The following is a 26,212-nucleotide window of genomic DNA, read 5'->3' as shown; positions in this document are numbered from 1 at the left end:
ATCGCTGCAGTCAGCGACGTCTTGCCATGGTCAACGTGACCAATCGTGCCGATGTTAACGTGGGGCTTCGTACGTTCGAATTTGCTCTTTGCCATCGCCGTTGTTCTCTTTGTTCTAGAACCGCTCAAGCGCCAGCACAAAAGCCTTTTGGCTTCCGGGCCAGCATTTATGCCAAAACGGAACGGCGAACCGCCCGTCGATGATTCCTTACACGCCAAACCGCTCTGAAAAATTTGGAGCGGGTAGCGGGAATCGAACCCGCGTATTCAGCTTGGAAGGCTGCTGCTCTACCATTGAGCTATACCCGCGCACTCTTAACTCTGATCCGACAGTGGTGGAGGGAGTTGGATTTGAACCAACGTAGGCATAGCCAACGGATTTACAGTCCGTCCCCTTTAACCACTCGGGCATCCCTCCAGATATCACTATCAGCAGAGTCGAGCGACTAGGCATTTCCGCGGGGCTTCTGGCTGACTGTTGGGCCAGCCGTCGATCCGCGAGGGGCCTTATGACGATAAGCTTATCCCCTGTCAACAGGGTAAAAGCGAAAAGAATGCATGTCCGTCCACAACGTCGTGGAAAGATCCTCTTCCACGCTCCTGTTCCATAGGCTCAAACGCCCGCATTTCTCAGGATTTTCCAGCCATCAGAGATTATTTTGCAATCAGAACAGCCTGATAGCAATCACAGGTGAAGTCGCTATCTTCCGCTCACCTAAAGAGTTATAAGCACGCCATGACCGATCAAAACTCGCCCCGCACCCCAAAAGATTCTCATTATGCGCGCCTGCGCCGCCAGCATCGCGACCAGAAGGCCGTGACCGAAGGCAAATCACCGCGCAAACCGCAGCGTCCTTCCATTTCGGCAAGCGCCGTGACTGAGGGAACCGTACGGCTTTATGGCCTGCATACAGTCCGCGCCGCCGTGGAAAACCCGGAACGCAAGATATTGCGCATGCGCGCGACGCGAAACGGATTCGCCCGACTTGAGATCGGAGAGGCTGAATCTCTCCCCTTCCCTGTCGAAATCGTTGATCCGCGCGATATCGACAAGGAAACGGGTTCCGAGGCCGTCCATCAGGGCGTCATGATAGAAGCTGAACCGCTGCGCGCCCGTAAACTGTCCGAACTGAAGGACAGCCCGCTGCTTCTCGTTCTCGATCAGGTGACGGATCCGCACAATGTCGGCGCTATCATGCGTTCAGCCGTCGCCTTCGGTGCTGGCGCGCTGATTACGACAAGCCGTCACAGCCCGCAGGAAACCGGCGTTCTGGCGAAGGCCGCCTCCGGTGCACTCGAAATGATCTCTCATATCGAAGTGCGCAATCTGGCCGAAGCGATTGAAGAGCTGCACAGCCTCGGGTTCCAGACCATCGGTCTTGATTCGGAAGGGCCGCAGGAAATGGAAGCCACCTTGTCCGGCGGACGAATCGCCCTGGTACTGGGTGCAGAAGGCAAAGGTCTGCGTCAAAAGACGCGCGAAACAGTCACCGCGCTTGCCCGCCTCGACATGCCGGGCGAAATCAAGTCGCTCAACGTATCGAATGCGGCTGCAATCTCGCTTTATGCTGCTGAGCGATATCTGCGCGCACGTTGATTCGAGTATGACTCTTCAATGAAATGCCTCCCGGCCGGTTGTCCTGCCGGGAGATACAGATATCGAATCGCGATGACCCGGAGCGGTTCCAGCTCAAACAGAAGCGTGGAACCGCTCTATCTCTTTGTTTGTACGCATTATCCTACGCGAAACCGCTTCGCACTTTCGCTGGAAATACTCTCAGGCAGTGGCGATATAGGTGCGAATATCTTCCGCCTCGCGCTCAACATCTTCGATGCGCCGCTTCACAACGTCACCAATCGAGATGATTCCCACGAGCTTGCCATGTTCTTCCACCGGCATATGGCGGAATCGGCTTCGTGTCATGATTTCCATCACCTGATTGATCGTGTGATGTTCGCGACAAACCTGCACTTTTGCCGTCATGACCTCGGTGACCGGCATGCTCATGGCCTTGGTTTCTTGAGCGGCAACAGCACGCACCACATCGCGCTCTGACAGGATTCCCTTGATTCGACCGGCCTCGTCGCACACCACCAGAGCGCCGATCTTGTATTTGTTCAACATGGCGACAGCATGGGATAGTGTATCGGCAGGTGCGATAACCACTACATCCCTGCCCTTTGTTTCGAGAATCGATCTTACGGTCATGCCAAGTCCCTCCAAGATTTAGCACTCGCTGCTTCTGGCGTTCAAACGCCATATGAAGCAGAACGCAGCTCCTCCCACCACGTTCCATGATGGTGCGCTTCGATCGTCCGATTAGCAAGTGGCATCAAATGAGGAGGTGGCTTTGTCAAAGCCAAAAGAGTGCAGAACCCTATCGCCTCAGCACGGCATCATAGCTGCGTGGGCGGTCCATCAGTGAAATACCGAAAAAGCCGGCGATGAAGCCGCCAATATGCGCTTCCCAGGCAATGCTGGAAAGGTCCGCCCCGCCAGTCGAGTAAAGACCGGTAATAATGTTGATCAGGAACCAGACACCCACAAAAGTCAGGACGGGCTTCAGCGTCAGGGTCAGCCCCACCGGAAGAACGGGGCCTGCGAATTCCGATCTGCGTCCATGGCCGATGCGACGAAAACCGTAACGCGCCGCTGCACCCATCATTCCCGAAATCGCGCCCGATGCGCCCACCAGTGGCGAAACGCTGTCCGGATAGATCGCATAATGGGTCAACCCGGCAATCACCGAAGTGAATATCCAGAAAACGATCATTCGTCCGGTACCGATGCGCCCGGCCAACGGGGAACCGAAAGCCGCAAGCCAGATCATGTTGACGGCAATATGGGCGAAGCCGCCATGCATGAAGGAATAGCTGATGAGCGTAAAAAGTGCGGCGGGATCGGTGAACCCGTCCGCCAGCGAGAACCGCGCCGGAACGAGCGCGAAGTTCAGCATGAATTCATAGTTCTGCTGCTCGCTGATGAGGTAGTTCTGATAAATATAGACTGCGGCGCAGAGGCCAATCAGAGCGAGAACAACGCCCGGAATATTGAACATCGGCTCACTACCGCCCGACCGGCGGTTACTGCCGTTCATTTCCGGCTGGGGAACGCTCATGAACTGCTGCTTTCTATTTTATGCGAAGCACCGCAATTGGACCGAAGGAGCCTTTTGCGTCTGGTCGATGCATGTTGATAGGGCAGAATTTGTTAAAAATAAAGGCCGACGGAGGTTCCCGGTCGGCCTTCACGCGAACAGAAATCTTTCGCGAAATTAAATCTGGAGCTCAGAAAAACGCCAACCAAGTCAAAGGCTTCGTCTGATGCCCTATCAAAGCGCGTCTTTCAGTGCCGTGCAACCATTACTTATTATTAACCTTAACGGACGAGCCCGGTGGATGAAGAAAGGGTTAAACTGGCATCCTCGCCGTTAATACTATTTTAATGCGTTCAACAGCGGAGCCAGCCTCCGCGTGCAACGGACAAATCAACGGCGCATGATGAAACACCGCAGTACGATCGCGATTTTCGCCGAATGGCAGCGCTTGGCCCGCACTGAAAGCGGTTTCTTTCGCGCGCCGATGCGCGAACAGATCGAGCCGCGCAAGCTCGGGCGCCATCTATCCGACCTCTTCTTCCTTGAGGCTGAAAAAGACGGCGACCTGTCGTTTCGTCTGGCCGGAACACGCATCTGCACCCTTTTCGGTCGCGAACTGAAGAACACACGGTTTCTCTCACTCTGGTCCGAGCGGGACCGGGCAGCCCTTGGCGAACTGTCGGAAAATGTAAGTAGCCTGGAAGTCCCTGCCCTCGTATCGCATGTGGGAATCAGCATGTCCGGGCGAAGCCTCGGGCTGGAAATGTTTCTCGCCCCGCTGGAGGCGCCAAACGGGCAGATCAGCCTGCTTGGCAGCATCGCCGTGCTTGATTCCGTCGCATGGGTCGGAGCCGATCCAATCGTCCTCGGGCATTTGAATTCCATCGACCCGGTGGCGCCCGATCTGATTCTTGCGGATGACATCCGAAAATCGGCTGCCATCACGGTGAATGCACCCCGAACAGGCCGGGAATGGACGAATGTTCGCCTGACGCAGCCACAGGAGCACGCCGCTCCGAAATTGCGCGTCATCAAGGGCGGCAAAGCCTGACGTAGGGTTGAAATCGCGATTTCTCTTTATCGACGGCTACTGTATTGTGACGGATAATAAGAGTACCCAATTTCGAGATGGATCGGCTTTGATGAATAGATTTGCTGCGGCATCTACTGCAAGCAATGTGCGGCAGGAAAATTTCAACGCCGTGAATGTCGATCTCAACGGTCGCTACATGCTGGAAAATCGCAGCGAATTTCCCTGCATCATCAAGCGTATGTCGCCCGGAACTGCCCTGATGAGCGGAATTGCAACGCCGCGCAACGGCGAACGGATCATCGCCTATATCGATCACGTGGGACGGATTGAAGGAATTGCCAACGAGGTTACATCCGAAGGTTTCCACATTCTCCTGTCGACCTCCGAACAGAAGAAAGACAAGCTTTCCGCACAGTTGACCTGGCTTGCCAACAAGCACGAACTTGCCCTGCCCGAAGATCGCCGTCACGAACGTGTTGTGCCACGCAAGACCCAGCAGAACATTACTTTTGCCGATGGCGCCCAAAGACTGTGCCGCATTGCGGACCTTTCGCTTTCCGGTGCGGCAATCGAAAGCGAGTTCAAGCCCGCGATCAAGAGCGGCGTCATGCTTGGACCGATCCGGGGAACTGTCGTCCGTCATTTCCAAGGCGGCTTTGCAATCGAGTTCGCCACCATCCAGACCAGCACAACGCTGGACAATCTTTTCGGCTGAAAGCATCCGCCCAAAAGATGAACGCGCGTCAAGGTTACGGAATGGCAAACCACGAAATGCCCGCATTCACGAAAAAGCCGCAAAAACAGCCCATTTTGCCCTGAATTTGTCCGTTCGTTGACAAAAAGTTTCAGCGTTATTTGCAGTTTTAATCGAATTTGACTCGCATTTTCGCGCGCAAATTTGCGTGCCTTCAAATTGTCTAAGTCATCTTGGTCTCCAACAGGGAGACAAAAGAATGACAAAACAAACAATCATCGCAGCCATCCTGATGCTGCTTGGAATCGGACTGGCAGAGGCAGCAAGCCCCGCCTCCAATTCACCGTGGATGACGACCGGCGAACGCACTTCGCAGCCGATTGGCCACTACGAATTCTGCGATCGCTACAAGTCCGAATGCAACATCACCAGCCGCAACAGCAATATGCTGAAGCTGACACCGGAAATCTGGAAACAGATCATCGCGGTCAATGCGAGCGTCAACGAAAAGATTGCGCCGATGACCGATATGGAAGCCTGGGGTCGCGAGGAATACTGGGAATATCCGACAACAGTCGGTGACTGCGACGACTACATGCTTTTGAAGCGTCGTGAACTGATGGCGCTCGGCATCCCGGCAAATACGCTGCTTTTCACAGTGGTTCGCCAGCCAAACGGTGAAGGCCATGCGGTTCTGACCGTTCGCACCGACCGTGGCGACTTCATTCTCGACAATCTCGATACCCGCGTTCTCGCCTGGAACAAGACCGACTATACCTATCTCAAGCGCCAGTCGACCACGAACACCGGTAGCTGGGTCTCAATCAAGAGCGACCGCGAACTCTTGGTCGGCAGCATCAAGAACTAACCAAAAGACAAAACAAACAAGGACGGGCCGTCAGTCTCCCTCTGGCCCCGTCCTTTTTATTTTCAGGCCGGCTCCAGCCCACGCATGAAAGACCGGGCCTTCTCGACGTAATGCTCCGCGGAAAGTCTGAGTTTCTCGACCGCAGCATCGTCCAGTTCCCGGAGGATTCGCGCAGGAGAACCGACGACCAGCGAATTGTCCGGTATTTCCTTGCCCTCGGTCACAAGCGCCCCTGCCCCGATCAGACAGTTTTTTCCAATCTTCGCGCCGTTGAGAACGATGGTTCCCATACCGATCAATGTGTTGTCGCCAACGGTGCAGCCATGAAGTATGGCCCGATGCCCGATGGTGCACCCTGCACCGACTGTGAGCGGAAAGCCGATATCGGTATGCATGATGGTGTGTTCCTGAACATTGGTGTCATCGCCAATGGTGATCGGCTCATTATCGCCGCGCAATACGGCACCGAACCAGAACCCGGCATTCTCACCCACAACGATCTTGCCGATCAGGGTCGCATCAGGCGCGATCCAGTTGCTGCTGCGGTCCGCGAATAGCGGCTTGTGCCCGTTATATGCATAGATCGGCATGTTCTTCCTCCATCAGCAAACTCGATATTGAATCGCTAAGCCGTTTCAAGCAGTCATACAAGCACGACTTCACGCTCTGTTAACCATAAAAGACCGATATTCTTTTGCAATATCATCACCATGACACCCAGATGGAAACAGCACCAGATTACACCGCCTCGAAAATGGGAAGCCGCCTCTTCGGCTGGCTGCTGTTGGCGGTTATCGTCCTGATTCTGCTTTCGGTTGCCGTAAATGTTGGCGGGCGTCTGCTTGGCCCGCTGATTGCGCGCGGCGGACACTCCGACAGCACGCACGGTTATGAAATCATCATTGGCAACAATGTCCTGTCGATTCCAGCCAATATGATCCGCTTTTCGAACCAGCGACGTGACGGGGTGACGAGGCGTCTCGATCTTTATGCCCGCTGGCCGGGCCTTACCGGCTATACGGAACGCGACCGCGCCATCTTCAACCTTCTCACTTCGAAGCGGCATCTCATTTTCATGTCTATCGAACAGCGAACCATGTCCCGCGACATGAGCGGGCGCTATCTGGCCATCTATGCCGAGCTGATAGACCCGAACGGGGAAACCGCCCCCGGAAACCTGACGGTACACCGTTTTCTGGAAAGCAGCGGTTACAAGGGCGAGGAACTCGTCCTGTCCGATCCGAGCAGCGGCAAGCCGGAATTCGTTGCACGATGTCTTGCGGATAGCGGTGCGGAAAGCTTCAATTCATGCGAGCGCGACGTCCAGTTCGGCCGCGACTTGCAGATACTTTATCGCTTCCCCCGCTCCATGCTTGGCGAATGGAAGTCACTGGACAAGGCGATCGTCGATTTTGCGAACGCGCATCTTCTGGGAAACGATACGAAACAGATCGACTGATCTCAAAGCATGTTGCTTAAAAGTGGGAACCGCCTCCGCGGGGAAATCGGTTCACTGGACTGATTTCTGATCCCCGCTACGATGGGATAAAGACATGCTTGAAAACAAAAGCTTAAAGCGTGCCTTTCAAATTGATAAAGCGCGACACGCTTTATTGCCCAACCAGATACTGAAATTTGGAGCGACCGTCTTCAGCGAACTTGATCTGGCTGAGCGGAACGCCGCTCAAAAGATGCTCCTCCGTGGCAGCCAGCACGATCTCCAGCTTTAGTATTTCTGCCGACCCAAGAAACTTCCAGCATCCTTTTCCTGCGAGAAGCGAGTAGTTGTGGTCCATAACATAGGCTGCGGCGGCATAAGCGCCGTCGCATTTCCCGATGCTTTGCGGTTCATCGAGGATCTCAATGACCGATCGTGAGCCATCGTCCTGCCCGGTTTCGATAGTGCCGAGGACTTCTGCGCGCGCCGCTAAGGACAGGGCCACCAAAAGCATGGCCAATGAAAAACCGAATTTCATAAAGACACCCAAGGGTCAAAACTATCTGGCGTTCTCAGGGATAATCGCAAATCTCATAACCGCTCAGCTCTGATTCCACGCCCGCCTTGATCCAGAAGAAAACGCTGCCTTCGCTCGTCATATGGGCGGTGCATAAAGCGACGACATTTTCCTTGCCGACGGGCGCCTTGCTCGCGCAAGAGGCTTTCCAGCTCGCGATCCGCGCGATGGAATCCTTTTTGATATCAGGAAATCCGAAATAGATGGTTTTGAAGTTCTCTGCGAGCTTCGGGCAGGTTCCGTCATCCTCGATAGCCTGCGCACGGACGACTGACGGCAGCATGACAGAAAGGGCCAGCGTAGCAGCGATGATCTTCATGAATCCTCATTAGTCATATCTGGAGTCATATCTGGACAACAAAACGCCCTCTCCATAGGAAAGGGCGTCAAAGAACATTCCTGCCCGGCATCAGCGTCGTTCGCGACGCGATTGCCGTGACTGATCAAAGATCGACGTCAAGAATGGCCATCGAGAAATTGTAGGAGAGTTCGCCTTCATCCTCGTCCTTATAGACCAGGCCCAGGAATTCGTCGTTGAGGTAAAGCTCGGCGGAGTCGTTCTTGCGCGGACGCGCCTTCACCTGCAGGCCGGGATTATTGAAAGTCCGTTTGAAATAGGCGTCCAGTTTTTTGAGTTCTTCGGGTTTCAACCGGCTTCTCCTGATATTGAATTGAGCCGGTTTATTGCACCCGGCAATTTCCTATGTAAACCCCCGATAAACGGGGACTCAAGGGATGTTGGCGTCCAATAGCCTCTTTAGACAGAATATAGGCCGCATACTGGAAAAAACCAGCAAGCGGCCTTGTTCAAGCTGCAACGATACGATGTATCGCCTAAATCCCTTCGCCCAGCATCTGGTCCATGACGCGGGAAGGCTCGGCACAACCCGTATCGCCCATGATCCGGGCCGGTACACCGGCTACCGTGACATTGTTCGGAACAGGCTTCAGAACCACCGAACCGGCTGCAATTTTCGAGCAATGACCGACTTCGATATTGCCGAGAATTTTCGCGCCAGCACCGATCAGCACACCGTGACGGATTTTCGGATGACGGTCGCCGCTCGACTTCCCCGTACCGCCGAGTGTGACACCGTGAAGAATCGAAACATTGTCTTCGATCAACGCTGTTTCGCCGACCACAAGTCCGGTCGCATGATCAAGGAAAAGGCCGCTGCCAAGCCGTGCGGCCGGATGAATATCGGTCTGGAAGATCGATGACGAGCGGCTTTGCAGGTAATAGGCAAAATCCTTGCGGCCTTCATGGTAAAGCCAATGCGCCAGACGATGGGTCTGGATCGCATGGAAACCCTTCAGATAAAGGATAGGGTCCATGAAGCGGCTATAGGCCGGATCGCGATCATAAACCGCCTGAATATCAACGCGGACAATCTGCGACCACTCCGGATTGGCATCCAGCATCGCGTCGAAGGTCTGGCGCAGAATATCGGCGCTCAGATCGGCATGGCCGAGACGCTCGGCGATACGATGCATGACCGCATCTTCCAGGCTCGGCTGGTTGAGGATCGTCGCATAAAGGAACGTGCCCAATACGGGATCGTTCTTGGCGGCTTCCTCCGCTTCGGCACGGATGGAATGCCAGATAGGATCGACCTGCCCCAGACCGGGGGTCGCTTTCGCTGATGTGCGAACGGACATATGCATACTCCAGTTTTGCACCGCGCGAGGAGGAGACGGCAGCCGAACTTTCGCTCAGTCCCCACGCCGCAATACGAGTTCGGCGCGCAGCATAACTTAAAATGGTTTGCCTTGACACAGCCGAATTTGACGCGCCCTGTCGGCGCGCTCTTTGTCCAAGATCAAATTCCCGTCAGAGCGGATTTTCTTTCAAAAACTGCAACACCGCCTGCTTGTAGACCTTGTCACCAACGGCCAGCATATGGTCGCGGTCCGGAATATCGACGGCCTGTCCATTTGGCAGAAGATCGGCGAGTTCCTGCGCGCTGCCTGCAATATCATCGGTCGTGCCGACGGCCACGAGAACAGGCTGCATAATGCGTGCAATCGCAGCGGCGGGAACCAGCTCCTTGGAGGTAATCACACAGGCTGCAAGGGCGATACGGTCACTCTTCGTCTGGTCGGCAAATTTCCGGAACATCTGCCCACGTGGATGGGTGATCGTGGTCGGATCTTCTGCAAGCAGCGCCTCGCCAATAGGCTCCCAGTCGCCAGCGCCAGTCACCATACCGATGCCAAGCCCGCCGAAAACAGCGCTATGAACGCGCTCGGCGTGTTCAATCGCCAGAAATGCGGTGATGCGTGCGCCCATGGAATAGCCCATGACATGCGCCTTTTCGATCCCGAGATGATCGAGCAGGGCTGCGGCATCAGCCGCCATTTTGGTCGGCGTGTATTCGTCTGTGTCGTGGGGCTTCGCGGAAAGCCCGTGCCCACGATTATCGATGGCGATAACGCGGTATCCGGCTTCGGTCAGCGTACGGAACCAGCCGGGCGAAACCCAGTTGACGAGACTTGAAGAAGCAAAGCCATGAATGAGCAGGATCGGATCGCCTTCTCCGTCCTGACGATATGCCAGACGCAAACCGTCATGTTCGAAATATTCGATATCGAGGGCACTCACCTGATTATTCCTCTTGATTTTATTACAGCAGCGTCACGACCGGCATTCGCCACAAATCACACGATGGACCGCTTTGTCACCAATCTTTATCCCGGTTCGTTTAACCGTACCGGCCAGAACCTCCACGACATACGCTGCCGGCACTTCAGATGAAATGATATTTTCGGAGAATGGCACCGCATTTTGGTGAATGGCCGATACGCGTCCCTTGTCATCAAGGAAAATCATATCAAGAGGCGACGGTGTATTCTGCATCCACATCATGACACGGCGCATTTCTCCGAACACGAAGATCATGGCGCGATCCTTGGGAAAATCCGTGCGCCACATCAGGCCGCGCACACGCGCATCGTCGCTTTCAGCCACTTCCAGCGCAAAATTTACCTTGTTGCCATTGGAGGTAATGAATGTCAGCGGTTCCTTGTCGACCGGCAGCCGCATCGGCTGTGTCTCATCGGCCTGAGCAACGAATGCGAAGAAAACAAATGCAAAAGCGAGAAAAATGCGGCCCATACCCTGCCCACTCAGATAAACAAACTTGCTTGTAAACAAACAGGCTTGGAACCTAGCAACGGGACGGAGTGACGACAAGACCGCTCAGGCCGCACAAAGCGGCCTTCACCTGCTTGTTACAAGAATTGAGAAATTTGGCGCGCTTTTAACGGTCGCGCCCTAGATCCGTTCTGGTTAAAGCGGAATCATTGGAACCGCTCTATCCATTTGTTTTTAAGCATGTCTTTACCCCGAAACCGGTTCCCACTTTCGGGAGACATGCTCTAATGCGAAACCGGGATTGCCGTGCCGATATCCGGATGGATTTCAGCCGCCATCAGGCCCTTGTCGCCTTCGCCGAAGCGAATAAGCACGACCTGACCGGGGCGCAGCTCCATCATGCCGAAACGACGCAGCGTTTCCATATGGATGAAAATATCTTCCGTCCCCTCGCCGCGCGTCAGGAAGCCGAAGCCCTTGGTGCGGTTGAACCACTTGACGATCACGCGCTCAAGGCCGCTCGACGGCGTAACAGTCACATGAGTGCGCTGTGGCGGCATCTGCGCCGGGTGAACGGCAGTAGACGTATCCATCGACAGGACGCGGAAACATTGCAGGCCGCGATCGCCATTGCGAACTTCACAAACGATGCGTGCACCTTCCAGAGCAGTCTGGAAGCCGTCGCGGCGCAGTGACGTCACATGGAGAAGAATGTCATTAAGGCCCGGCTGGTCTGGAACAATGAAGCCGTAGCCCTTGGCTACGTCGAACCATTTGATATGGCCCGAGACTTCGATGATATCGCCCAGCTCTTCCGAGGCGTGCTGGCTGTGAAACTGGTCATTAGACACAGACTTGTCCGCCATGCGTTCGCCCCTCCTCTGTTCTTCCGTTGCGATTCCGACCTGATTCTTGTCCAAAGAATAACACTTCCTTAACCGGAGGCGGCAAGCCCAAACTTGCATCCGTCCCCATGAAGACCACAGACTTCACAACTTCATGGTTACTTTTCCCGGCACAGCAGCGTTTGAAACTGACCCACCACCTGAAATATGGCCGGTCGTCAATTTGGCAATGACATGTTCAGGACATTTCCGGTCACATCTGCTGCTCAAAATTTTTGAACGTCACTCTGTCCATGATAACTTGACGTTCGGCCTCCGACATCGGATTCGATGTCCTTGCGTTTCCCGAACGTCAACCGCCCGAATTACAACAGCCGAGGAAAAGACTATGCGCTATCTGCACACGATGGTCCGAATTCGCGACATCGACGAATCTCTCGATTTTTATGTAAACAAACTCGGCCTTGAAGAAATCCGCCGCACTGAAAATGACAAAGGCCGCTTCACGCTGATTTTTCTTGCTGCGCCCTCCGATACGGATCGGGCGAAGGCAGAGCGGGCGCCGGAACTGGAACTCACCTTCAACTGGGATCCGGAGACCTATACGGGCGGCCGCAATTTCGGCCATCTCGCCTATATGGTCGATGACATCTACACCACTTGCCAGAAGCTGCAGGATGCAGGCGTCACCATCAATCGTCCGCCGCGTGACGGGCACATGGCCTTCATCAAATCGCCCGATGGCATTTCCATCGAACTGATCCAGAAGGGCGACCGTCTGGCGCCGCAGGAGCCTTGGGCTTCAGCCGAAAATATCGGTAGCTGGTAACAGACCATGTCTCCCGAAAGTGGAAGCCGGTTTCGGGAAAAAGACATGCGTAAAACAAAAAGCCCGGTCTCACGACCGGGCTTTTTCTCAATTCTGAACGGTTATTCCGTTCCCTGAATGGCTGCGAGAAGCCATTCACCGCCATCCGTGCGGGTGAACGTCCAGAGTTCAACGCTTTCCACCGGCTCATCCGGATTGCCTTCGACGACAGCGCCGGTATTGCGATCCAGCATCACGTCGATCGCCGAATAGCGGATTGCAACGGTTGCGTATTCGACATCGCCTTCGCGCCAGGCTTCGGAAACGTCACCCTGCAGAAGCTTGACGTCCTTCACTTCGTTGCGCATGCCGCTGGAAGCGATCTCGCCCAGTTCTTCCGCCAGATAGGACATGGCTTCCGGGGTAGCGAGCTTGCGCAGCGCTGCATAATCCTCGCGGCCATAAGCGGTCTGGACTTCAGCAAGCATCTGTTCGAAACGATCCAGATCCTCTTGACCGACATCCATCGGTTCATCTTCAACCGCCGAAGCGGCGGGAGTGACCGGAGCGGCTGCCTGCTTGGTCTCGAACGGGTTCACCGAAGGCGTACGACCACCAAAACCGGCCTGTGAACCAGCTTGCGGGGCTGCTGTCTTTGCCGCACCGAAAGGCTGTGCGCCTGTGTTACCGGCGCCCGCCGCTGCCGGCTGGCGACGATTTGCGAACATACGCATGACAAACATCGCAATGAGCGCGATCACCGCAACCTGCAACAACAGGCCGAACATGCCGGCAAGACCGCCAAGGCCGTTGCCGAGCAGCATGCCGATCAGGCCACCGACGAGAAGACCGCCCAGCATGGAACGACCGAAGTTACCGAACATACCGCCGGAACGCTGTGCCTGCGCAGCATTCTGCGTGCCTGTTGCGCCCGGACGGTTGGTCTGCGTCGCGCCGGTATTCGGCGTCATCGAACGTTCCATCGGCGCGGCATTGTTAGGTGCAGTGCGCGTCGGCGCTGGCGCCTGATAAGTGCGCGCGCCACGGCTGCCGAAACCGCCACCGCCCGCACGGCGAGCCTCGGCGAAATCGACCGCAGCAAAAGAGGCAATCAGCCCTAATACCATTGCAGCTGTCAGTTTGGTCAGGCGGCTTCCGGAACCCGGCATCGGTTTCTCCCACTTAGAGTCATGTCTGAATGTTTAAATCAGTGCTCATATGGGAATTCGCCCCCACACCTCACAAGAGCGTGAAGACAAAAAATCCAGAAATTTCAAATGGACCCAGAACCTTCAAACGAGCCCGAAACTTTAAACAGGCAAAGCGGCATCCAGAATCTGTATCTGAGGCGTGACCGAGCCATTCCAATGATTTAGTGACAGATTGCCTGCCACATGGACGCTCTGACCGATATTGTTGAACAGGAAGCGCCCCAGATCGCCTTCCGCCGCCCGGAAGGCGATGGCATTGACGCGCTTTCCATCCGCGCCACGCAACGCGACACGCACATGATCGCGCCCCACGCCACGCACATCGGCCAATATATGATGCGGCAGCGCCAATATAGGCTGCGGATGCGCAGAACCATAGGGCCCAGCCTTCTGCAAGGCTTCGTAGAGCGACACTGTTGCGCCCGATGCGGCCAGCGCACCGTCGATGGACAGGCTCTGGTTTTCGCGCAGGCGCGAAACGATATGCGCCGATTCTTCTTCAAGATAAGCCCGCAACGCGCCGAGATTTGCGCGCTCGATGGTGATACCGGCCGCCATGGCATGGCCACCACCCTTGACGAGCAGCCCGCGTTCCACCGCGCCCCGCACCAGCTTGCCGAGATCAAGCCCCATGATCGACCGACCGGAACCCGATCCGACACCATTGGCGTTGAAAGCAATGGCAAAGGCTGGCCGCCGGGCCTTTTCCTTAAGCCGCGAGGCCAGCAACCCGACGATACCGGGATGCCAGCGGTCACTTGCCGTCACGATCACCGATGCGCCCGCACCGCCGGATATTTCCAGCGAAGCTTCCGCTTCCGCCTCCATAAGCATCTCGGCTTCCATGGCCTGACGCTCCTGATTGAGCCGGTCAAGTTCCACGGCAATACGATCCGCGGTTGCGGGATCATCCAGCGTGAGCAATCGAGCGCCAAGCCCCGCATCGCCGATACGCCCGCCAGCATTGATGCGCGGCCCAATGAGATAGCCGAGGTGAAAGACATTGAGCGGTTCGCCAATGCGGGCAACGCGCGCCAAAGCCGCAAGGCCGACATTGCTCTGCGACCGAGCAACGACCAGTCCTTTGACGACGAAAGCGCGGTTCACGCCGGTCAACGGCACCACATCGCAAACCGTTGCCAGCGCCACCAGATCGAGCAGGGAAAGAAGATCAGGGCCTGGTCCCTTGCCGCGCTCACGCAGGATTTTGGTCACCTGTGCCAATGTCAGAAAGACCACGCCTGCGGCGCAAAGATGCCCCTGCTGCGAAATATCGTCTTCCCGGTTGGGATTGACGATAGCCACCGCATCTTCAGGCAGATCGCCGCCGACCTGATGGTGATCGAGCACGACGACATCCGCTCCAGCCTGCTTGGCGGCTGTAATCGACGGTGCGCTGTTGGTGCCACAATCGACTGTGACGATAAGGGTCGCACCCTTGGCGACCAGATCGCGCATGGCATCGGGATTGGGGCCGTAACCTTCAAAAATCCGGTCGGGAATATAGATGGAGTGCTGAATGCCGTAATGTTTGAGAAAACGCGCCATCAAGGCGGAAGAACACGCCCCATCGACATCGTAATCGCCAAAAATGGCCACGGTCTCGCGACGCAGAATGGCATCGGCAATACGGCTTGCCGCATTTTCCATATCTGTGAGCGTCGCCGGGTCGGGCATGAGATTGCGCAGCGTCGGATCGACAAATTCCGGCGCGTTTTCTACCGACACCCCCCGCCCGGCAAGCACGCGTGCAACCAGATCGGAAATGCCGTGATGCTGCGCAATGGCAAGCGCCGTATTGGCCTCCCGCAGGCCAAGCCGGTCTACCCATTTCTGTCCGGTTGCGGATTGTTTTATTCCGAGGAAAAAGCGCTCTGTCGTCATAAGTTTCTAAAGACACAAAAGGCGGCAAACGGTCAAGACAGACGATTTTTATCTCGCCAATCAGCGGGACTAAGCGACGTCACCCGTCGAAACTCGCGATTGAAGTTCGATTTGGTCTGAAATCCGGATTCAAACATTACAGCCGTTATAGAAGTGTCGGACTTTTGAAGCCGCCGACAAGCTTCGGCAATTCTATAGTCATTGATGAAGCGGGAAACATTCTTGCCTGTCAGCCGATTGATGGCTCCCGATATTTGACGTGTCGGAATGCAGGCGCGCCGCGCCAACCGCGATAGCGTCAGGTTCTCATCGAGAAAAAGTCTTTGTTCAGTCAAGAGCGCTTCGATCTTGTCCAGAACATTGCGATCCGCTTCCGCGTTTGGTTCGGGTGGTGCTGTTTCGAAATCCAGTTCCGGCGCGACTTTCGCGCGGGCTGCCACCAACGCTGTCAGGCCGATGAGAAACAGACCCAATAGATTGCCATTGCCGATGATCGCAGCCGCAGAATCGCCTTTCTGCCATTGGAAATCCAGAACCACCACCAGATCAAACAAGGCAGAAAGGCACAGCGATGCAGCAGCAATCACAAGAGCCCGATGCGCTGCCACCGCACTATCCAGGCGTGCCGCATCCAATGCATCTGGACCTGAGCGCCCAAGCAACAACAGGGCAAATGCATAGCCAACGTAAAGTCCAATCAGCGCCAGATCGATCAGACCCGGTGCAAAATATACAAGTGCAGCAACACCAAATGGCGGCAACACGTGAAACCAGCCAAGAACGTTATCGCCTGCTTCATCCCGATGGATCAGGCTTCTGAAACTCGTGAGCGTCAGCCCCGGCAAACAACTGGCCAGAACAGGTAAAACATAGCGGAGTTCCGTAACGCCATAGCCCCAGCGCAGTCCTACAATGAGGGATTGCAAGGCACTCAATCCCAACACGAAAAGGAAGGGGCGGTTCGCTCCGTTCCAACCGAAACGGTGCAGCAATACGGCCAGCAGTAACAGAAGCAAAAGTGTGGAGACGAATGGCAAAGGAATGAAAATCATAAAGCACACACGATCAATATGCAGACAACCGATCATGGCCGAAATCGCGATTAGAAACGACCTGAATCATGATTAAGGACGCAACTCTCGCGAAAACAGGTGACGTTTTCCGTGTTCTGTCAACCACGGGAGATAACCATGTTTCGTTTTCATATCGTCAGCGCCCTTCTCACCCTTTTTATCGCCGTACCCAGCCAGGCCCATGATGTCGGCCAGCGAGAAATCAAAATCAGCGGCGCTGAACCGGGCCGCAATCTTGAAGTCAGTGTATGGTACCCAGCCGCAATCGATGGCAAAGCTACCCTTATCGGGGACAATATAATTTTCAAAGGCGCTCCGGCTGTAATCGACGCCACACCGGAAAAGGGTAGCTTCCCACTGCTTGTCATGTCGCATGGCTCCGGCGGCCGCGCTCAGGGTATGGCCTGGCTTGCAACCGAACTAGTCAAGGCAGGCATTATCGTCGCGGCCCCCAATCACCCCGGCACGACCAGCGGTGATTCCACCCCACAAGACACGCCGAAAATCTGGCAACGCACAGGCGACCTGTCAGCAGTAATCGATACGATGACTACAGATCCCGCATGGAGCGGAATAATCGACAAAAACAAGATTAGCGTTCTCGGCTTCTCGCTCGGCGGCGCCGCAGCAATGGAAATTGCGGGGGCAAGAGCCAATCTCGAAGCTTATGCCCGTTATTGCGACACCTACGGCAAGTGGGACTGCGCATGGTATGCTGGCGGCATCGGCTACCGAGATGATAAGCAGATAAAAGTCGATAAAGTCGATCTGCGCTCAGTGGACAAGAGCCGCTTCGAGCAATCCAATCTCGACCGCCGCATCGCGTCAGCCATAATGATCGACCCCGGCCTCGCGCAAGCTTACGATGCACAAAGCCTTGCATCGATTTCAATTCCCATGAGCTTCATCAATCTTGGAGAAGTTGAGACAATCCCTACGGGAGTGGTTGCCGATAAGCTGGCATCGATCACACCGCAGGGAACTTATGTCACTGTCGCTGGCGCAACCCATTTCAGCTTTCTGCCCGAATGCAAGAAAGGCGCTGCAGACCGGCTCAAATCTGCGGGTGAGGTAGACCCCATTTGCAGTGACGATGCCCGCCGTCCGCGTGCGGACATCCACGCGGATATCACAAAGCTGGTTCTGAAAGCATTGCAGTCTATGCCCAAAACCTGAGATAACGAGAACATGACAAAGGCGGCATTTTTGCAATGCCGCCTTTGACTATTCTACGCTCAATCCTGCCAAGATTTAGGCTGAACCGTTCTCGCGCAATCCCCTAGAACTTGGACAGATCCTGATGCCTTGCCTTGATTTCACGCACCGTCTGCGAGCTTGAACGCATGACGATAGTGTGCGTCTGGATATAGTCGCGGGCAAACTTCACACCGGAGAGCATGTTGCCATCCGTCACGCCGGTAGCGGCAAAAAGAACGTCGCCCTTGGCCATTTCTTCCAGCGAATAGACCTTCTTCGGGTCCGCAATGCCCATCTTCGCGGCACGAGCAATCTTTTCATCGGTATTGAGCTGCAGACGACCCTGCATCTGGCCACCAATGCAGCGCAACGCTGCCGCAGCCAGAACGCCTTCAGGCGCGCCGCCAATACCGATATAGATGTCGATACCGGTTTCGTCCGGGTTGGTCGTATGCATCACACCGGCCACGTCACCGTCGCCGATGAGGCGGATGGCAGCGCCGGTCGCCCGCACTTCCTCGATCAAACGGGCATGGCGCGGACGATCCATGATGCAGGCGGTGATTTCATTCGGCTTCACGCCCTTCGCCTTGGCGACCGACATGATGTTATCCGTCGGGCTGGCATCAAGGTCCACGACGCCCTTCGAGTAGCCCGGACCAACGGCGATCTTTTCCATGTAGACATCAGGCGCATAAAGCAGATTGCCCTTCTCGGCGATCGCGATGACAGCAAGCGAGTTCGGCAGATTCTTAGCGCAAATCGTGGTGCCTTCCAGCGGATCAAGCGCGATATCGACGTCCGGTCCCTGCTTGGTGCCAACTTCTTCGCCGATATAGAGCATCGGCGCTTCGTCACGCTCGCCTTCACCGATAACAACCGTTCCGGCGATCGGAAGACGGTTCAATTCCTGACGCATGGCATCGACGGCGGCCTGATCAGCAGCCATTTCGTCGCCACGGCCACGCAGCCTCGCCGCGGCGACCGCTGCACGCTCGGCCACGCGGACCAGTTCGAGTGTGAGAATGCGATCCAGTCCGTGGGGGTGCTGCTCTGCGGTCTTGGCCATTTGAACAAAGTCCTGAATTCGAATTGCGTGGACGCGGCGCATGAAGCCCGCGATTGCCGCCTCTTATAGCGACACTGTGCAAACCTTTTGTCAAAGTCCCCCGCCCCCCGCAAGGGCGATAGAGCTAAAAACAATGTACGCTCAAACTCTTAATCGATTTAAGCTATACACGCTTCGTTTCATGTCCGGGCCGGATGTGAACGCTCACACCCGGCCAGAAGTTGCAGAAATTGTTAAACAACCAAAAGATGTTGCGGGCAATCAGCTTCCGATTCCATCAAAGAAAAACTCCGGAGTTTCCACTTCGACCAGCTTTTTTCTTTCGATCATCCAGAAACGGTTGCCGACATTGCGAACAAAACTGCGGTCATGCGAGACGATCAGGCTCGCCGCCTCGTTGCGCAGCAGTTCCACCTCCAGCGCTTCCTGACCTTCGATATCGAGATGATTGGTTGGTTCATCAAGAATATAGAAGTTCGGATTGGTCAGTCGCAGAACCAGCATGGCAAGTCGCGCCTTCTGCCCGCCAGACAAGCGTTCAAGCGGCTTGGCCTGCATTTCAAGCGTCATGCCCGCCCCGGCCAGCAAGGATCGCGTCCGCTGGTCGCCAATATCGAACCTTCTTGCAATCGTCTCGAATGGCGTCCAGTTCGAGCGAAGTTCCGACAGGGCCTGATCGCTATATCCAAGCACCAGTGACGGCGTTGCCTTGATACCGGCTTGTGCCTGATCCGGCGCAAGGATGGCCTCGCGCACGAGCGTCAGCAACCGGGTCTTGCCCATGCCATTGGCCCCCAGCAGAACAATTCGGTCACCGGGATTGATCCAAAGCTGTCCTGTCTTGAAGAGAAGTCGCCTATCGGGCGTGGCAATTTCGACCTGATCGAGAACAACCAGTGCCTTGGCGTGGCTGCCTCGACTGCTCAGTATGATCTTGCCGGCTGAGCGCTCCACATGCCCCGCCTTGGCGCTTTCCTCGATCTTGTCGGCCCGCGCTTTCAACTGCTTGGTCTTGATCACAAGCAGATCACTACCCGAATTGATGCCAATATTGTTGAGCTTCGCCGCCTGCTTGCGCAACTGCTGGACTGTTTTCATGTCCTTTTCAAATTGCCGGGCATCGGCCGCGTCGATTTCATCGAGCGCAACACGCGCCTGACTATATGGCAAGGCGAAAACCGGTGATTTTTCCGCCCGCAGAAACAGCGTTCGCTTCGTAACCGCATCCAGAAATGCGCGATCGTGACTGCTGACCACCACCGCAACCGAACGCGGCAGCGCATTCAGCCAGTCTTCCAGCAACCTCACTTTTTCAAGGTCCAGATGGTTGGTCGGTTCGTCGAGAAGAAGAACATCAGGTTCGGAAACCCAAGCGCGCGCCAGAAGTGCAAGCCGCTGCCAGCCGCCGCTCAACTGCCCGATGGAGCGCTGCCGCAGTTCTTCGGTGACGTTGAGGTCATCCAGCACGATATCGGCGCGCCAGCTTTCATAATCGCGCTCTTCTTCGTCAAGCCCATCCAGCACGACCTCATAGAAACTGCGGTTCAACAGGTTTTCGGGCACATACTGGCTGACATAGCCGATCTTCAACCCGCGCGACCGCGTGATGGTGCCAAGTGTCGGATCGCCCTCCCCGACAAGGAGACGCAGAAGACTGGTCTTGCCGCGCCCGTTGGCAGCGACGATGCCAAGCCGCTCGCCCTCGCCTATGACGAGATCGAGATTGGCAAACAGAGGTTCATGAAGGGTCAGGGAAAGATTCTGGATAGAAACAAGAGACATGGCAATCAGCCCAATTCTGCCACGCACGAATGTCCGGTTTCCAAACCGTGACACGAATAGATGTGCTGGCGAATGTCCGGCAGCGGTTCAACGACCGCGCCTTCAGGAAAAGGCAGAACAAGACAGTGATTTCAGTCTTTTTCCGCCCTGCACAAGTTACTTATGCAGGGCAAAATCGGGGCCGTGCTGACGGTGATGATCATGACGCGTCACATACATCATACAGCCCTCCTTTTCCTGTTTTGTCTCTTGAAACGAATAAAGCCGGATCAAATCCGACCCGGCTTTCATAACAAAGGTGAATCCAACCTGCAAGAGAGGCAGGCACGCCGGTTCTCACCCGGCGCGTTCGATGCGGATCATCTGCGGTTTATCGACCAGATGATCGTCCTTGAGGATTGCTTCCAGCGCTTTCTTGACGGCTGCTTCAGTCGTCTCATGCGTGACGAGGATGACCGTCTTGATGCCTTCGTTGGCTGCGCCATCCATTGGTGGACGCTGGACGATCGATTCCAGCGAAATATCGTTTTCAGCCATGCGCTTGGCAATGGCCGCAAAAGCGCCAATGCGGTCAAGGACGGTCAGACGGATGAAGTAACCGCCTGCATGCTTGCGCATCTTGGCCCGTTTGTAAGGCTGCAATGCCTTGGCAGGCGTACCGAACACAGGACCGTGCTGGAAACCCGGACGGCTCTTGGCGATATCCGCAACATCGCCGATCACGGCGGAAGCCGTCGCATTGCCACCTGCACCGGGACCGGAAAGCAAAAGCTCGCCCAGAAGATCGGTTTCGATTGCCACGGCGTTGGTGACGCCATGAACCTGCGCGATGACCGACGAGGTCGGCACCATGGTCGGGTGCACGCGCTGTTCAATGCCCGTATCGGTCTTCTGCGCGACGCCCAGAAGCTTGATGCGATAGCCGAGTTCATCAGCGGCGCGAATATCGGCCAGCGAGATATTGCTGATGCCTTCCAGATAGATATCGTCGGCAGCGATCTGCGTACCAAAGGCAAGGCTGGTCAGGAGCGCCAGCTTGTGCGCCGTATCATTACCTTCGATGTCGAACGTCGGATCAGCTTCAGCATAACCGAGGCGCTGCGCGTCCTTGAGACAGTCTTCAAACGAAATACCCTCTTCCCACATCCGGGTCAGGATATAGTTGCAAGTGCCGTTCATGATGCCATAGACGCGCGAAACCGTATTGCCGGTCAGCGATTCACGCATCGCCTTGATGACCGGAATGCCACCCGCAACAGCCGCTTCAAAATTGAGCAGAACGCCCTTGTCTTCGGCGATCTTGGCAAGCGCAACGCCATGGCGCGCAAGCAGGGCCTTGTTTGCGGTGACGACATGGCGACCGGCGCGCAGAGCTGCTTCCACGGAAGCCTTGGCCGGGCCGTCCTCACCGCCGATCAGCTCGACGAAAACGTCGATATCGGCAGATTTGGCCAGTTCCACCGGATCGTCGAACCAGGCAATACCGGAAAGATCGATACCGCGGTCCCGCGTGCGGTCGCGGGCACTGACCGCCGTAACCGTTACGGGCTTGCCGCATTGGCGCGTGAGCATTTCGGACTTGTCACGCAGGATACGCAACACCGAAGCACCAACGGTGCCGAGCCCGGCAACGCCGATCCGTAATGCATCACTCATTATATCGACCTTCTGTATGGAGTGGCTTATCGGGTGAGATGCCACGGGCTGCATGATGCCGCCCGTAGCCTTTTGAAATATTATCCGCGACGACCTTCGAGCGGTATCACATTCTGCAGGTTCTCATCCTTGGTGGAGAGGAACCGCTTGATGTTGCGCGCGGCCTGACGAATGCGATGTTCGTTCTCGACCAGCGCGATACGCACATAATCGTCGCCGTGTTCGCCAAAACCGATGCCCGGCGCAACGGCCACATCGGCCTGCTCGACCAGAAGCTTGGAAAATTCGAGCGAACCCAGTGGACGGAAGCGTTCAGGGATCGGAACCCAGGCGAACATGGTTGCCGCTGGCGGCGGAACATCCCAGCCCGCCCGACCGAAGCTTTCGACCAGCACATCGCGGCGCTGTTTATAGACATTGCGCACATAGGCGATGTCCGAACCGTCACCATTCAACGCTGCCGTCGCGGCAACCTGGATTGGTGTGAACGCACCATAGTCGAGATAGGACTTCACGCGGGTAAGAGCCGCGATCAGGCGCTCATTGCCAACCGCAAACCCCATGCGCCAGCCCGGCATGGAAAACGTCTTCGACATGGAGGTGAACTCCACCGCCACATCCATGGCGCCCGGCACTTCCAGCACCGACGGTGGCGGATTGCCATCGAAGTAGATTTCCGAATAGGCTAGATCCGACAGGATGACGATGTCATGCTTGCGCGCAAATGCGACGACATCCTTGTAGAAATCAAGCGTTGCTACATAGGCCGTCGGGTTGGACGGGAAATTCAGGATCAATGCGATCGGCTTCGGGATCGAGTGCTTCACGCCGCGCTCAAGTGTCGGAATGAAGGTATCATCCGGCTTGGCCTGAACTGAACGGATCACCCCGCCCGACATGATGAAGCCGAAGGAGTGAATCGGATAGGTCGGGTCCGGGCACAAAACCACATCGCCCGGCGCGGTGATGGCCTGCGCCATATTGGCGAAACCTTCCTTGGAACCGAGCGTGGCAACGACCTGCGTATCGGGATTGAGCTTCACACCGAAGCGGCGCGCATAATATTGTGCCTGCGCGCGACGCAGCCCCGGAATCCCCTTGGATGAGGAGTAACGATGCGCGCGCGGATCCTGCACGGCCTCACACAGCTTGTCGACAATGTTCTGCGGGGTCGGCAGATCGGGGTTGCCCATGCCCAGATCGATGATGTCGGCACCCGCCGCTCGCGCCGATGCCTTCAGACGATTGACCTGTTCAAAGACATAAGGGGGCAGACGACGGACTTTATGGAATTCTTCCGACATGATCCTGTTCCAGTGGAGGGTTGAACGTAATGGCGCGTATGCGCCGCAATGGAGCTATACACCTGTTCTCGAATCGGGTCGAGACGTGTTGCCGCGTCAAAGAACGCGGATTTCGTCTTTAGAGCACATCCCGAAAAGTGTGAAACGGTTTTCGGATAAGATGCGCGCCAAAAAACCAAGGAAGAGGATTTACTCTTCCCCGCTTTCGATCTGTTTCAGGGTAGCGTCCGTTTCCTGCTGCGCCTGCTGACGCAAGCTCGCAGCCTCGGCGGGCGTGAAGCCGGCGCCAGTGCCTCTGGATGCCGCCAGACGCGTGCGGTCGGCATCAAGCTTGGTTGTAAGCTGCTGCTTTTCTTCTGCGGTGATCTGCGTGGTCGCAGCCTTCGGCATATGGCCGAATGTGGGGAAAACACCGGTGCGCGAAGCACCTTCCTGCGGCGTACCCTGAAACTCTTTTCCGCCCGCGCATGCCGTGAGCATCGCCGCCGCCGTTGCTGCCAGCAAAAGATTGGCGATCTGCCGCGTGCGATTGGTCATGTTTCTGTTCCCGGTTAATGCCGCATAAGGTGCCGTTGGCCACAACACCAGACAAAGATAAAGCAATTGCGAAGGGATAGCACCAAGTCGAGGCACCCTGTCAACAAGTGAGTGATGTAAATCGGAAATTCGCCTTGCCGTGAAGCCGGATCAGGGCTCGCAGACTATCGTGCGCGACGGATAGGAACGGCGAATGTAACCAATGGTTACATAAAGTAATATTTCGTTATTGTCGAATATTCCGCACGGACTGTGAAGTCTTTTAACTCTAAATGTGCATCAATAGTTGCGCTCGGCGATTAAAAAACTTAAAAATTGGTAACCAATTGCCAATCAGGTGATTTGTCCAATACAGCGAAATGACAGTCATAACTCTGAAGTGACCATCATAACACGCTGATATTTCTGAATTTCTTTCCCGGCACGAACAGTCGGGAGCTGTGGGGACGATAGCCATCAGGGATGATGTCAGCCTCGCACGGGAGAGCCGATCTCCCGAAACCAGGTAGGCCCGAATGGATTCGGGTCGCCAAACTGGTCAGGGAAATCGAGCTGGAGCAGACTGTTGAAATTTGCGCATTCTACACACCGGACCACCGGCAGGTTTCTTTCAGGCAGCGTGGCTTTGCTTGCGCTTCTTGTCGCGTCCTGCACGTCAACCGGTACAGGCCTTGACGGCAAACCGCTCCAGATGACCTCTGCAACCGGTGGCTCCATGATTGCGGACACATTGCAAAGTGCCGCCGATCAGACAGCTGCCGCAGAAGCGACGGCTGCAACTCCGTCGACAGAAGAGAAAAAGGCCGAAGCCAAGCCGGGCGAAACTAAACCCGCCACAGTGGCTGAAGCGACAAACACCAATAATAAAGAGCAGGCAAAACCGGTCGAGACTGCAACGGCCACGGAACAACAGCCCGCACAGGTAGCAGCCCTCGCCCCGCAGCAGCCGAAGAGTTCATCGCTTTTCGGCATGTTCGGTGGCAACAAGCCCGCTGAACCTGAACCTGCGCAAGCCGCAGAACAACCTGCGGCAGCCGCTCCAGCCGAAACCACGAAAAAGCAGCAGGAACCGGCAAAGGACGAAAAGCCTGCCGAAGCTGCAGAAACACAGCAAACCGCAGCGGCAAAACCTGCCGAAGCTGAAAAGCCCGTTCAGGTCGCTTCATTGTTCGGCTCCACGAAGAGCGCTTACGCCTCGCCGCAGCGCCCAACGGCTTCGCAAGGCAGCATATCCCGACTTTTCTCGGACGAATCGACCGGAAAACGCTCAGACAGAACCGAAAACAAGAAGCTTGCTGTCGCCAAACCGGTTTCGCCATCTGCGAAGCATGAATACAATTATTCGCTGCCGGGCGTGCGCCCCAATGGCGGCGTTGAAATCAAGCATCGCAACAGTCTTTATGACGATAGCGATATTGACGCGAACGAAGATGATGAATTTGCGAGCGTAACACTTGCTTCGGCTCCGGGTCTTGCCCGCCTTGCGCCCAATGGCCTGAAAGTACAAAGACAGACCGTCGATGTTGCCTGTCTCAAGCCGCAACTCGTATCCATGCTGAAAACCATGGAGCGGCATTTCCGCCGTCCGGTAATGGTAACTTCGGGCTATCGCAGCCCGTCCTATAACCGGAAAGTCAATGGTGCCCGCAAATCGCTCCATATGATCTGTGCAGCCGCAGATATTCAGATCGACGGCGTTTCCAAGTGGGAAGTCGCTCGCTTCGCCCGGTCCATGTCGGGACGTGGCGGCGTCGGCACCTATTGCCACACGACTTCGGTTCACGTCGACGTTGGGCCGGAACGCGACTGGAACTGGCGCTGCAAGGGCTAAAAAAGAGGCGTCCCAAGGATACACGGAAGCCGGATCATATGATCCGGCTTTTTCTTTTGTCTTTATATTCAAGGAAATAAGGAATCCACCCGCCGAAGTTTCCCCCATTTTTGCAGTACATTCGATTTTTTTCAGAAAAGTGTTTTTTGGGGCTTGCGAGTCAGAACCTTCCTGAATATAAGCCCACTCACACCAGCAGGCGCCCATCGTCTAG

Annotated in this window: 27 protein-coding genes and 2 tRNA genes; 8 read left to right on the top strand and 21 right to left on the bottom strand. The window is 55.7% G+C overall.

The annotated features are described in order from the left end of the window. From FG152_RS19530 to FG152_RS19520, 3 genes are all read right to left on the bottom strand, one after another. A partial coding sequence (locus FG152_RS19530) for a GTP-binding protein (protein ID WP_002972655.1) occupies positions 1-95 on the bottom strand: 95 nt, incomplete at its 3' end. A 139-nt stretch (positions 96-234) separates the two neighbouring features. Then, positions 235-308: transfer RNA gene (locus tag FG152_RS19525), tRNA-Gly, on the bottom strand. 24 nt (positions 309-332) lie between these two features. Continuing rightward, positions 333-417: transfer RNA gene (locus FG152_RS19520), tRNA-Tyr, on the bottom strand. Between the two features lie 318 nt (positions 418-735). Between FG152_RS19520 and rlmB the strand changes: the two genes are divergently transcribed. Continuing rightward, on the top strand, positions 736-1,596 hold the full coding sequence (gene rlmB / locus FG152_RS19515) for a 23S rRNA (guanosine(2251)-2'-O)-methyltransferase RlmB (RefSeq protein WP_010659900.1): 861 nt from the start codon (positions 736-738) through the stop codon (positions 1,594-1,596). 180 nt (positions 1,597-1,776) lie between these two features. Here rlmB and FG152_RS19510 read toward each other — a convergent pair whose 3' ends face one another. Together FG152_RS19510 and FG152_RS19505 are read right to left on the bottom strand one after the other, a co-directional pair. Then, on the bottom strand, positions 1,777-2,208 hold the full coding sequence (locus FG152_RS19510) for a CBS domain-containing protein (protein WP_010659899.1): 432 nt from the start codon (positions 2,206-2,208) through the stop codon (positions 1,777-1,779). A gap of 169 nt (positions 2,209-2,377) precedes the next feature. After that, the gene (locus FG152_RS19505) at positions 2,378-3,118 is read right to left on the bottom strand and encodes a rhomboid family intramembrane serine protease (protein ID WP_010659898.1); all 741 of its coding nucleotides are present in this window, start codon (positions 3,116-3,118) and stop codon (positions 2,378-2,380) included. Positions 3,119-3,500: 382 nt separating this feature from the next. On the opposite strand from FG152_RS19505, the gene FG152_RS19500 reads away from it, so the two are divergent. The 3 genes from FG152_RS19500 to FG152_RS19490 all read left to right on the top strand — a co-directional run bounded on the left by FG152_RS19500 (position 3,501) and on the right by FG152_RS19490 (position 5,692). After that, positions 3,501-4,148 (top strand): PAS domain-containing protein, encoded by a 648-nt coding sequence (locus FG152_RS19500; RefSeq protein WP_029376087.1) that lies wholly within the window; start codon positions 3,501-3,503, stop codon positions 4,146-4,148. A 91-nt stretch (positions 4,149-4,239) separates the two neighbouring features. After that, complete coding sequence (locus FG152_RS19495) at positions 4,240-4,845, top strand: PilZ domain-containing protein (RefSeq protein WP_010659896.1); 606 nt, start codon at positions 4,240-4,242, stop codon at positions 4,843-4,845. A 238-nt stretch (positions 4,846-5,083) separates the two neighbouring features. Further along, positions 5,084-5,692 carry a transglutaminase-like cysteine peptidase gene (locus FG152_RS19490; RefSeq protein WP_010659895.1) on the top strand — a complete coding sequence of 203 codons (609 nt, stop codon included), beginning with the start codon at positions 5,084-5,086 and terminating at the stop codon, positions 5,690-5,692. 62 nt (positions 5,693-5,754) lie between these two features. Here the strand turns inward: FG152_RS19490 and FG152_RS19485 are convergent, their stop codons facing one another. Beyond that, a complete protein-coding gene (locus FG152_RS19485) occupies positions 5,755-6,282 on the bottom strand; it encodes a gamma carbonic anhydrase family protein (protein WP_010659894.1) in 528 nt (175 codons plus the stop codon). 131 nt (positions 6,283-6,413) lie between these two features. Between FG152_RS19485 and FG152_RS19480 the strand changes: the two genes are divergently transcribed. After that, positions 6,414-7,151, top strand: coding sequence for a hypothetical protein (locus FG152_RS19480; RefSeq protein ID WP_010659893.1), 738 nt, complete (start codon positions 6,414-6,416; stop codon positions 7,149-7,151). 151 nt (positions 7,152-7,302) lie between these two features. Here FG152_RS19480 and FG152_RS19475 read toward each other — a convergent pair whose 3' ends face one another. From FG152_RS19475 to FG152_RS19445, 7 genes are all read right to left on the bottom strand, one after another. Further along, positions 7,303-7,668 (bottom strand): hypothetical protein, encoded by a 366-nt coding sequence (locus FG152_RS19475; RefSeq protein WP_029376086.1) that lies wholly within the window; start codon positions 7,666-7,668, stop codon positions 7,303-7,305. Between the two features lie 34 nt (positions 7,669-7,702). Next, complete coding sequence (locus tag FG152_RS19470) at positions 7,703-8,026, bottom strand: hypothetical protein (protein WP_010659891.1); 324 nt, start codon at positions 8,024-8,026, stop codon at positions 7,703-7,705. Between the two features lie 124 nt (positions 8,027-8,150). After that, positions 8,151-8,357, bottom strand: a complete 207-nt coding sequence (locus tag FG152_RS19465) for a DUF3126 family protein (protein ID WP_010659890.1) — start codon at positions 8,355-8,357, stop codon at positions 8,151-8,153. A gap of 184 nt (positions 8,358-8,541) precedes the next feature. After that, positions 8,542-9,366 (bottom strand): serine O-acetyltransferase, encoded by an 825-nt coding sequence (gene cysE / locus FG152_RS19460; protein ID WP_010659889.1) that lies wholly within the window; start codon positions 9,364-9,366, stop codon positions 8,542-8,544. 172 nt (positions 9,367-9,538) lie between these two features. Next, positions 9,539-10,309, bottom strand: a complete 771-nt coding sequence (locus FG152_RS19455) for an alpha/beta fold hydrolase (protein ID WP_010659888.1) — start codon at positions 10,307-10,309, stop codon at positions 9,539-9,541. Between the two features lie 33 nt (positions 10,310-10,342). Beyond that, complete coding sequence (locus FG152_RS19450) at positions 10,343-10,822, bottom strand: DUF192 domain-containing protein (protein ID WP_010659887.1); 480 nt, start codon at positions 10,820-10,822, stop codon at positions 10,343-10,345. Positions 10,823-11,085: 263 nt separating this feature from the next. Then, the gene (locus FG152_RS19445; protein WP_010659886.1) at positions 11,086-11,667 is read right to left on the bottom strand and encodes a cold-shock protein; all 582 of its coding nucleotides are present in this window, start codon (positions 11,665-11,667) and stop codon (positions 11,086-11,088) included. A 367-nt stretch (positions 11,668-12,034) separates the two neighbouring features. Here FG152_RS19445 and FG152_RS19440 point away from each other — a divergent pair, with 367 nt between their 5' ends. After that, positions 12,035-12,475, top strand: coding sequence for a VOC family protein (locus FG152_RS19440; RefSeq protein WP_010659885.1), 441 nt, complete (start codon positions 12,035-12,037; stop codon positions 12,473-12,475). Between the two features lie 101 nt (positions 12,476-12,576). Here FG152_RS19440 and FG152_RS19435 read toward each other — a convergent pair whose 3' ends face one another. The 3 genes from FG152_RS19435 to FG152_RS19425 all read right to left on the bottom strand — a co-directional run bounded on the left by FG152_RS19435 (position 12,577) and on the right by FG152_RS19425 (position 16,601). Continuing rightward, positions 12,577-13,623 (bottom strand): Tim44 domain-containing protein, encoded by a 1,047-nt coding sequence (locus FG152_RS19435; RefSeq protein ID WP_010659884.1) that lies wholly within the window; start codon positions 13,621-13,623, stop codon positions 12,577-12,579. A 141-nt stretch (positions 13,624-13,764) separates the two neighbouring features. Next, the gene (gene recJ / locus FG152_RS19430; RefSeq protein ID WP_010659883.1) at positions 13,765-15,549 is read right to left on the bottom strand and encodes a single-stranded-DNA-specific exonuclease RecJ; all 1,785 of its coding nucleotides are present in this window, start codon (positions 15,547-15,549) and stop codon (positions 13,765-13,767) included. A gap of 32 nt (positions 15,550-15,581) precedes the next feature. Then, entirely contained in the window at positions 15,582-16,601 is a 1,020-nt protein-coding gene (locus FG152_RS19425; RefSeq protein ID WP_010659882.1) for a helix-turn-helix domain-containing protein, read from the bottom strand. A 138-nt stretch (positions 16,602-16,739) separates the two neighbouring features. Here FG152_RS19425 and FG152_RS19420 point away from each other — a divergent pair, with 138 nt between their 5' ends. After that, positions 16,740-17,798 carry an alpha/beta hydrolase family protein gene (locus FG152_RS19420; RefSeq protein WP_010659881.1) on the top strand — a complete coding sequence of 353 codons (1,059 nt, stop codon included), beginning with the start codon at positions 16,740-16,742 and terminating at the stop codon, positions 17,796-17,798. A 103-nt stretch (positions 17,799-17,901) separates the two neighbouring features. On the opposite strand, the gene glpX is transcribed toward FG152_RS19420, so the two are convergent. From glpX to FG152_RS19395, 5 genes are all read right to left on the bottom strand, one after another. Further along, entirely contained in the window at positions 17,902-18,888 is a 987-nt protein-coding gene (gene glpX, locus FG152_RS19415) for a class II fructose-bisphosphatase (RefSeq protein ID WP_010659880.1), read from the bottom strand. 261 nt (positions 18,889-19,149) lie between these two features. Continuing rightward, positions 19,150-20,670 carry an ABC-F family ATP-binding cassette domain-containing protein gene (locus FG152_RS19410; RefSeq protein ID WP_010659879.1) on the bottom strand — a complete coding sequence of 507 codons (1,521 nt, stop codon included), beginning with the start codon at positions 20,668-20,670 and terminating at the stop codon, positions 19,150-19,152. Between the two features lie 336 nt (positions 20,671-21,006). Further along, positions 21,007-22,326 carry a homoserine dehydrogenase gene (locus tag FG152_RS19405; protein ID WP_010659878.1) on the bottom strand — a complete coding sequence of 440 codons (1,320 nt, stop codon included), beginning with the start codon at positions 22,324-22,326 and terminating at the stop codon, positions 21,007-21,009. An 80-nt stretch (positions 22,327-22,406) separates the two neighbouring features. Further along, positions 22,407-23,630 (bottom strand): LL-diaminopimelate aminotransferase, encoded by a 1,224-nt coding sequence (locus FG152_RS19400; RefSeq protein ID WP_010659877.1) that lies wholly within the window; start codon positions 23,628-23,630, stop codon positions 22,407-22,409. Between the two features lie 189 nt (positions 23,631-23,819). Next, positions 23,820-24,167 (bottom strand): hypothetical protein, encoded by a 348-nt coding sequence (locus FG152_RS19395; RefSeq protein WP_010659876.1) that lies wholly within the window; start codon positions 24,165-24,167, stop codon positions 23,820-23,822. A 565-nt stretch (positions 24,168-24,732) separates the two neighbouring features. Here FG152_RS19395 and FG152_RS19390 point away from each other — a divergent pair. Beyond that, positions 24,733-25,998 (top strand): YcbK family protein, encoded by a 1,266-nt coding sequence (locus FG152_RS19390; protein ID WP_010659875.1) that lies wholly within the window; start codon positions 24,733-24,735, stop codon positions 25,996-25,998. The last annotated feature ends 214 nt before the right edge of the window (positions 25,999-26,212 follow it).

Source organism: Ochrobactrum sp. XJ1, from assembly GCF_024701725.1.
Classification (GTDB): domain Bacteria; phylum Pseudomonadota; class Alphaproteobacteria; order Rhizobiales; family Rhizobiaceae; genus Brucella; species Brucella anthropi.
This window is presented reverse-complemented; position numbering and strand designations above follow the sequence as displayed.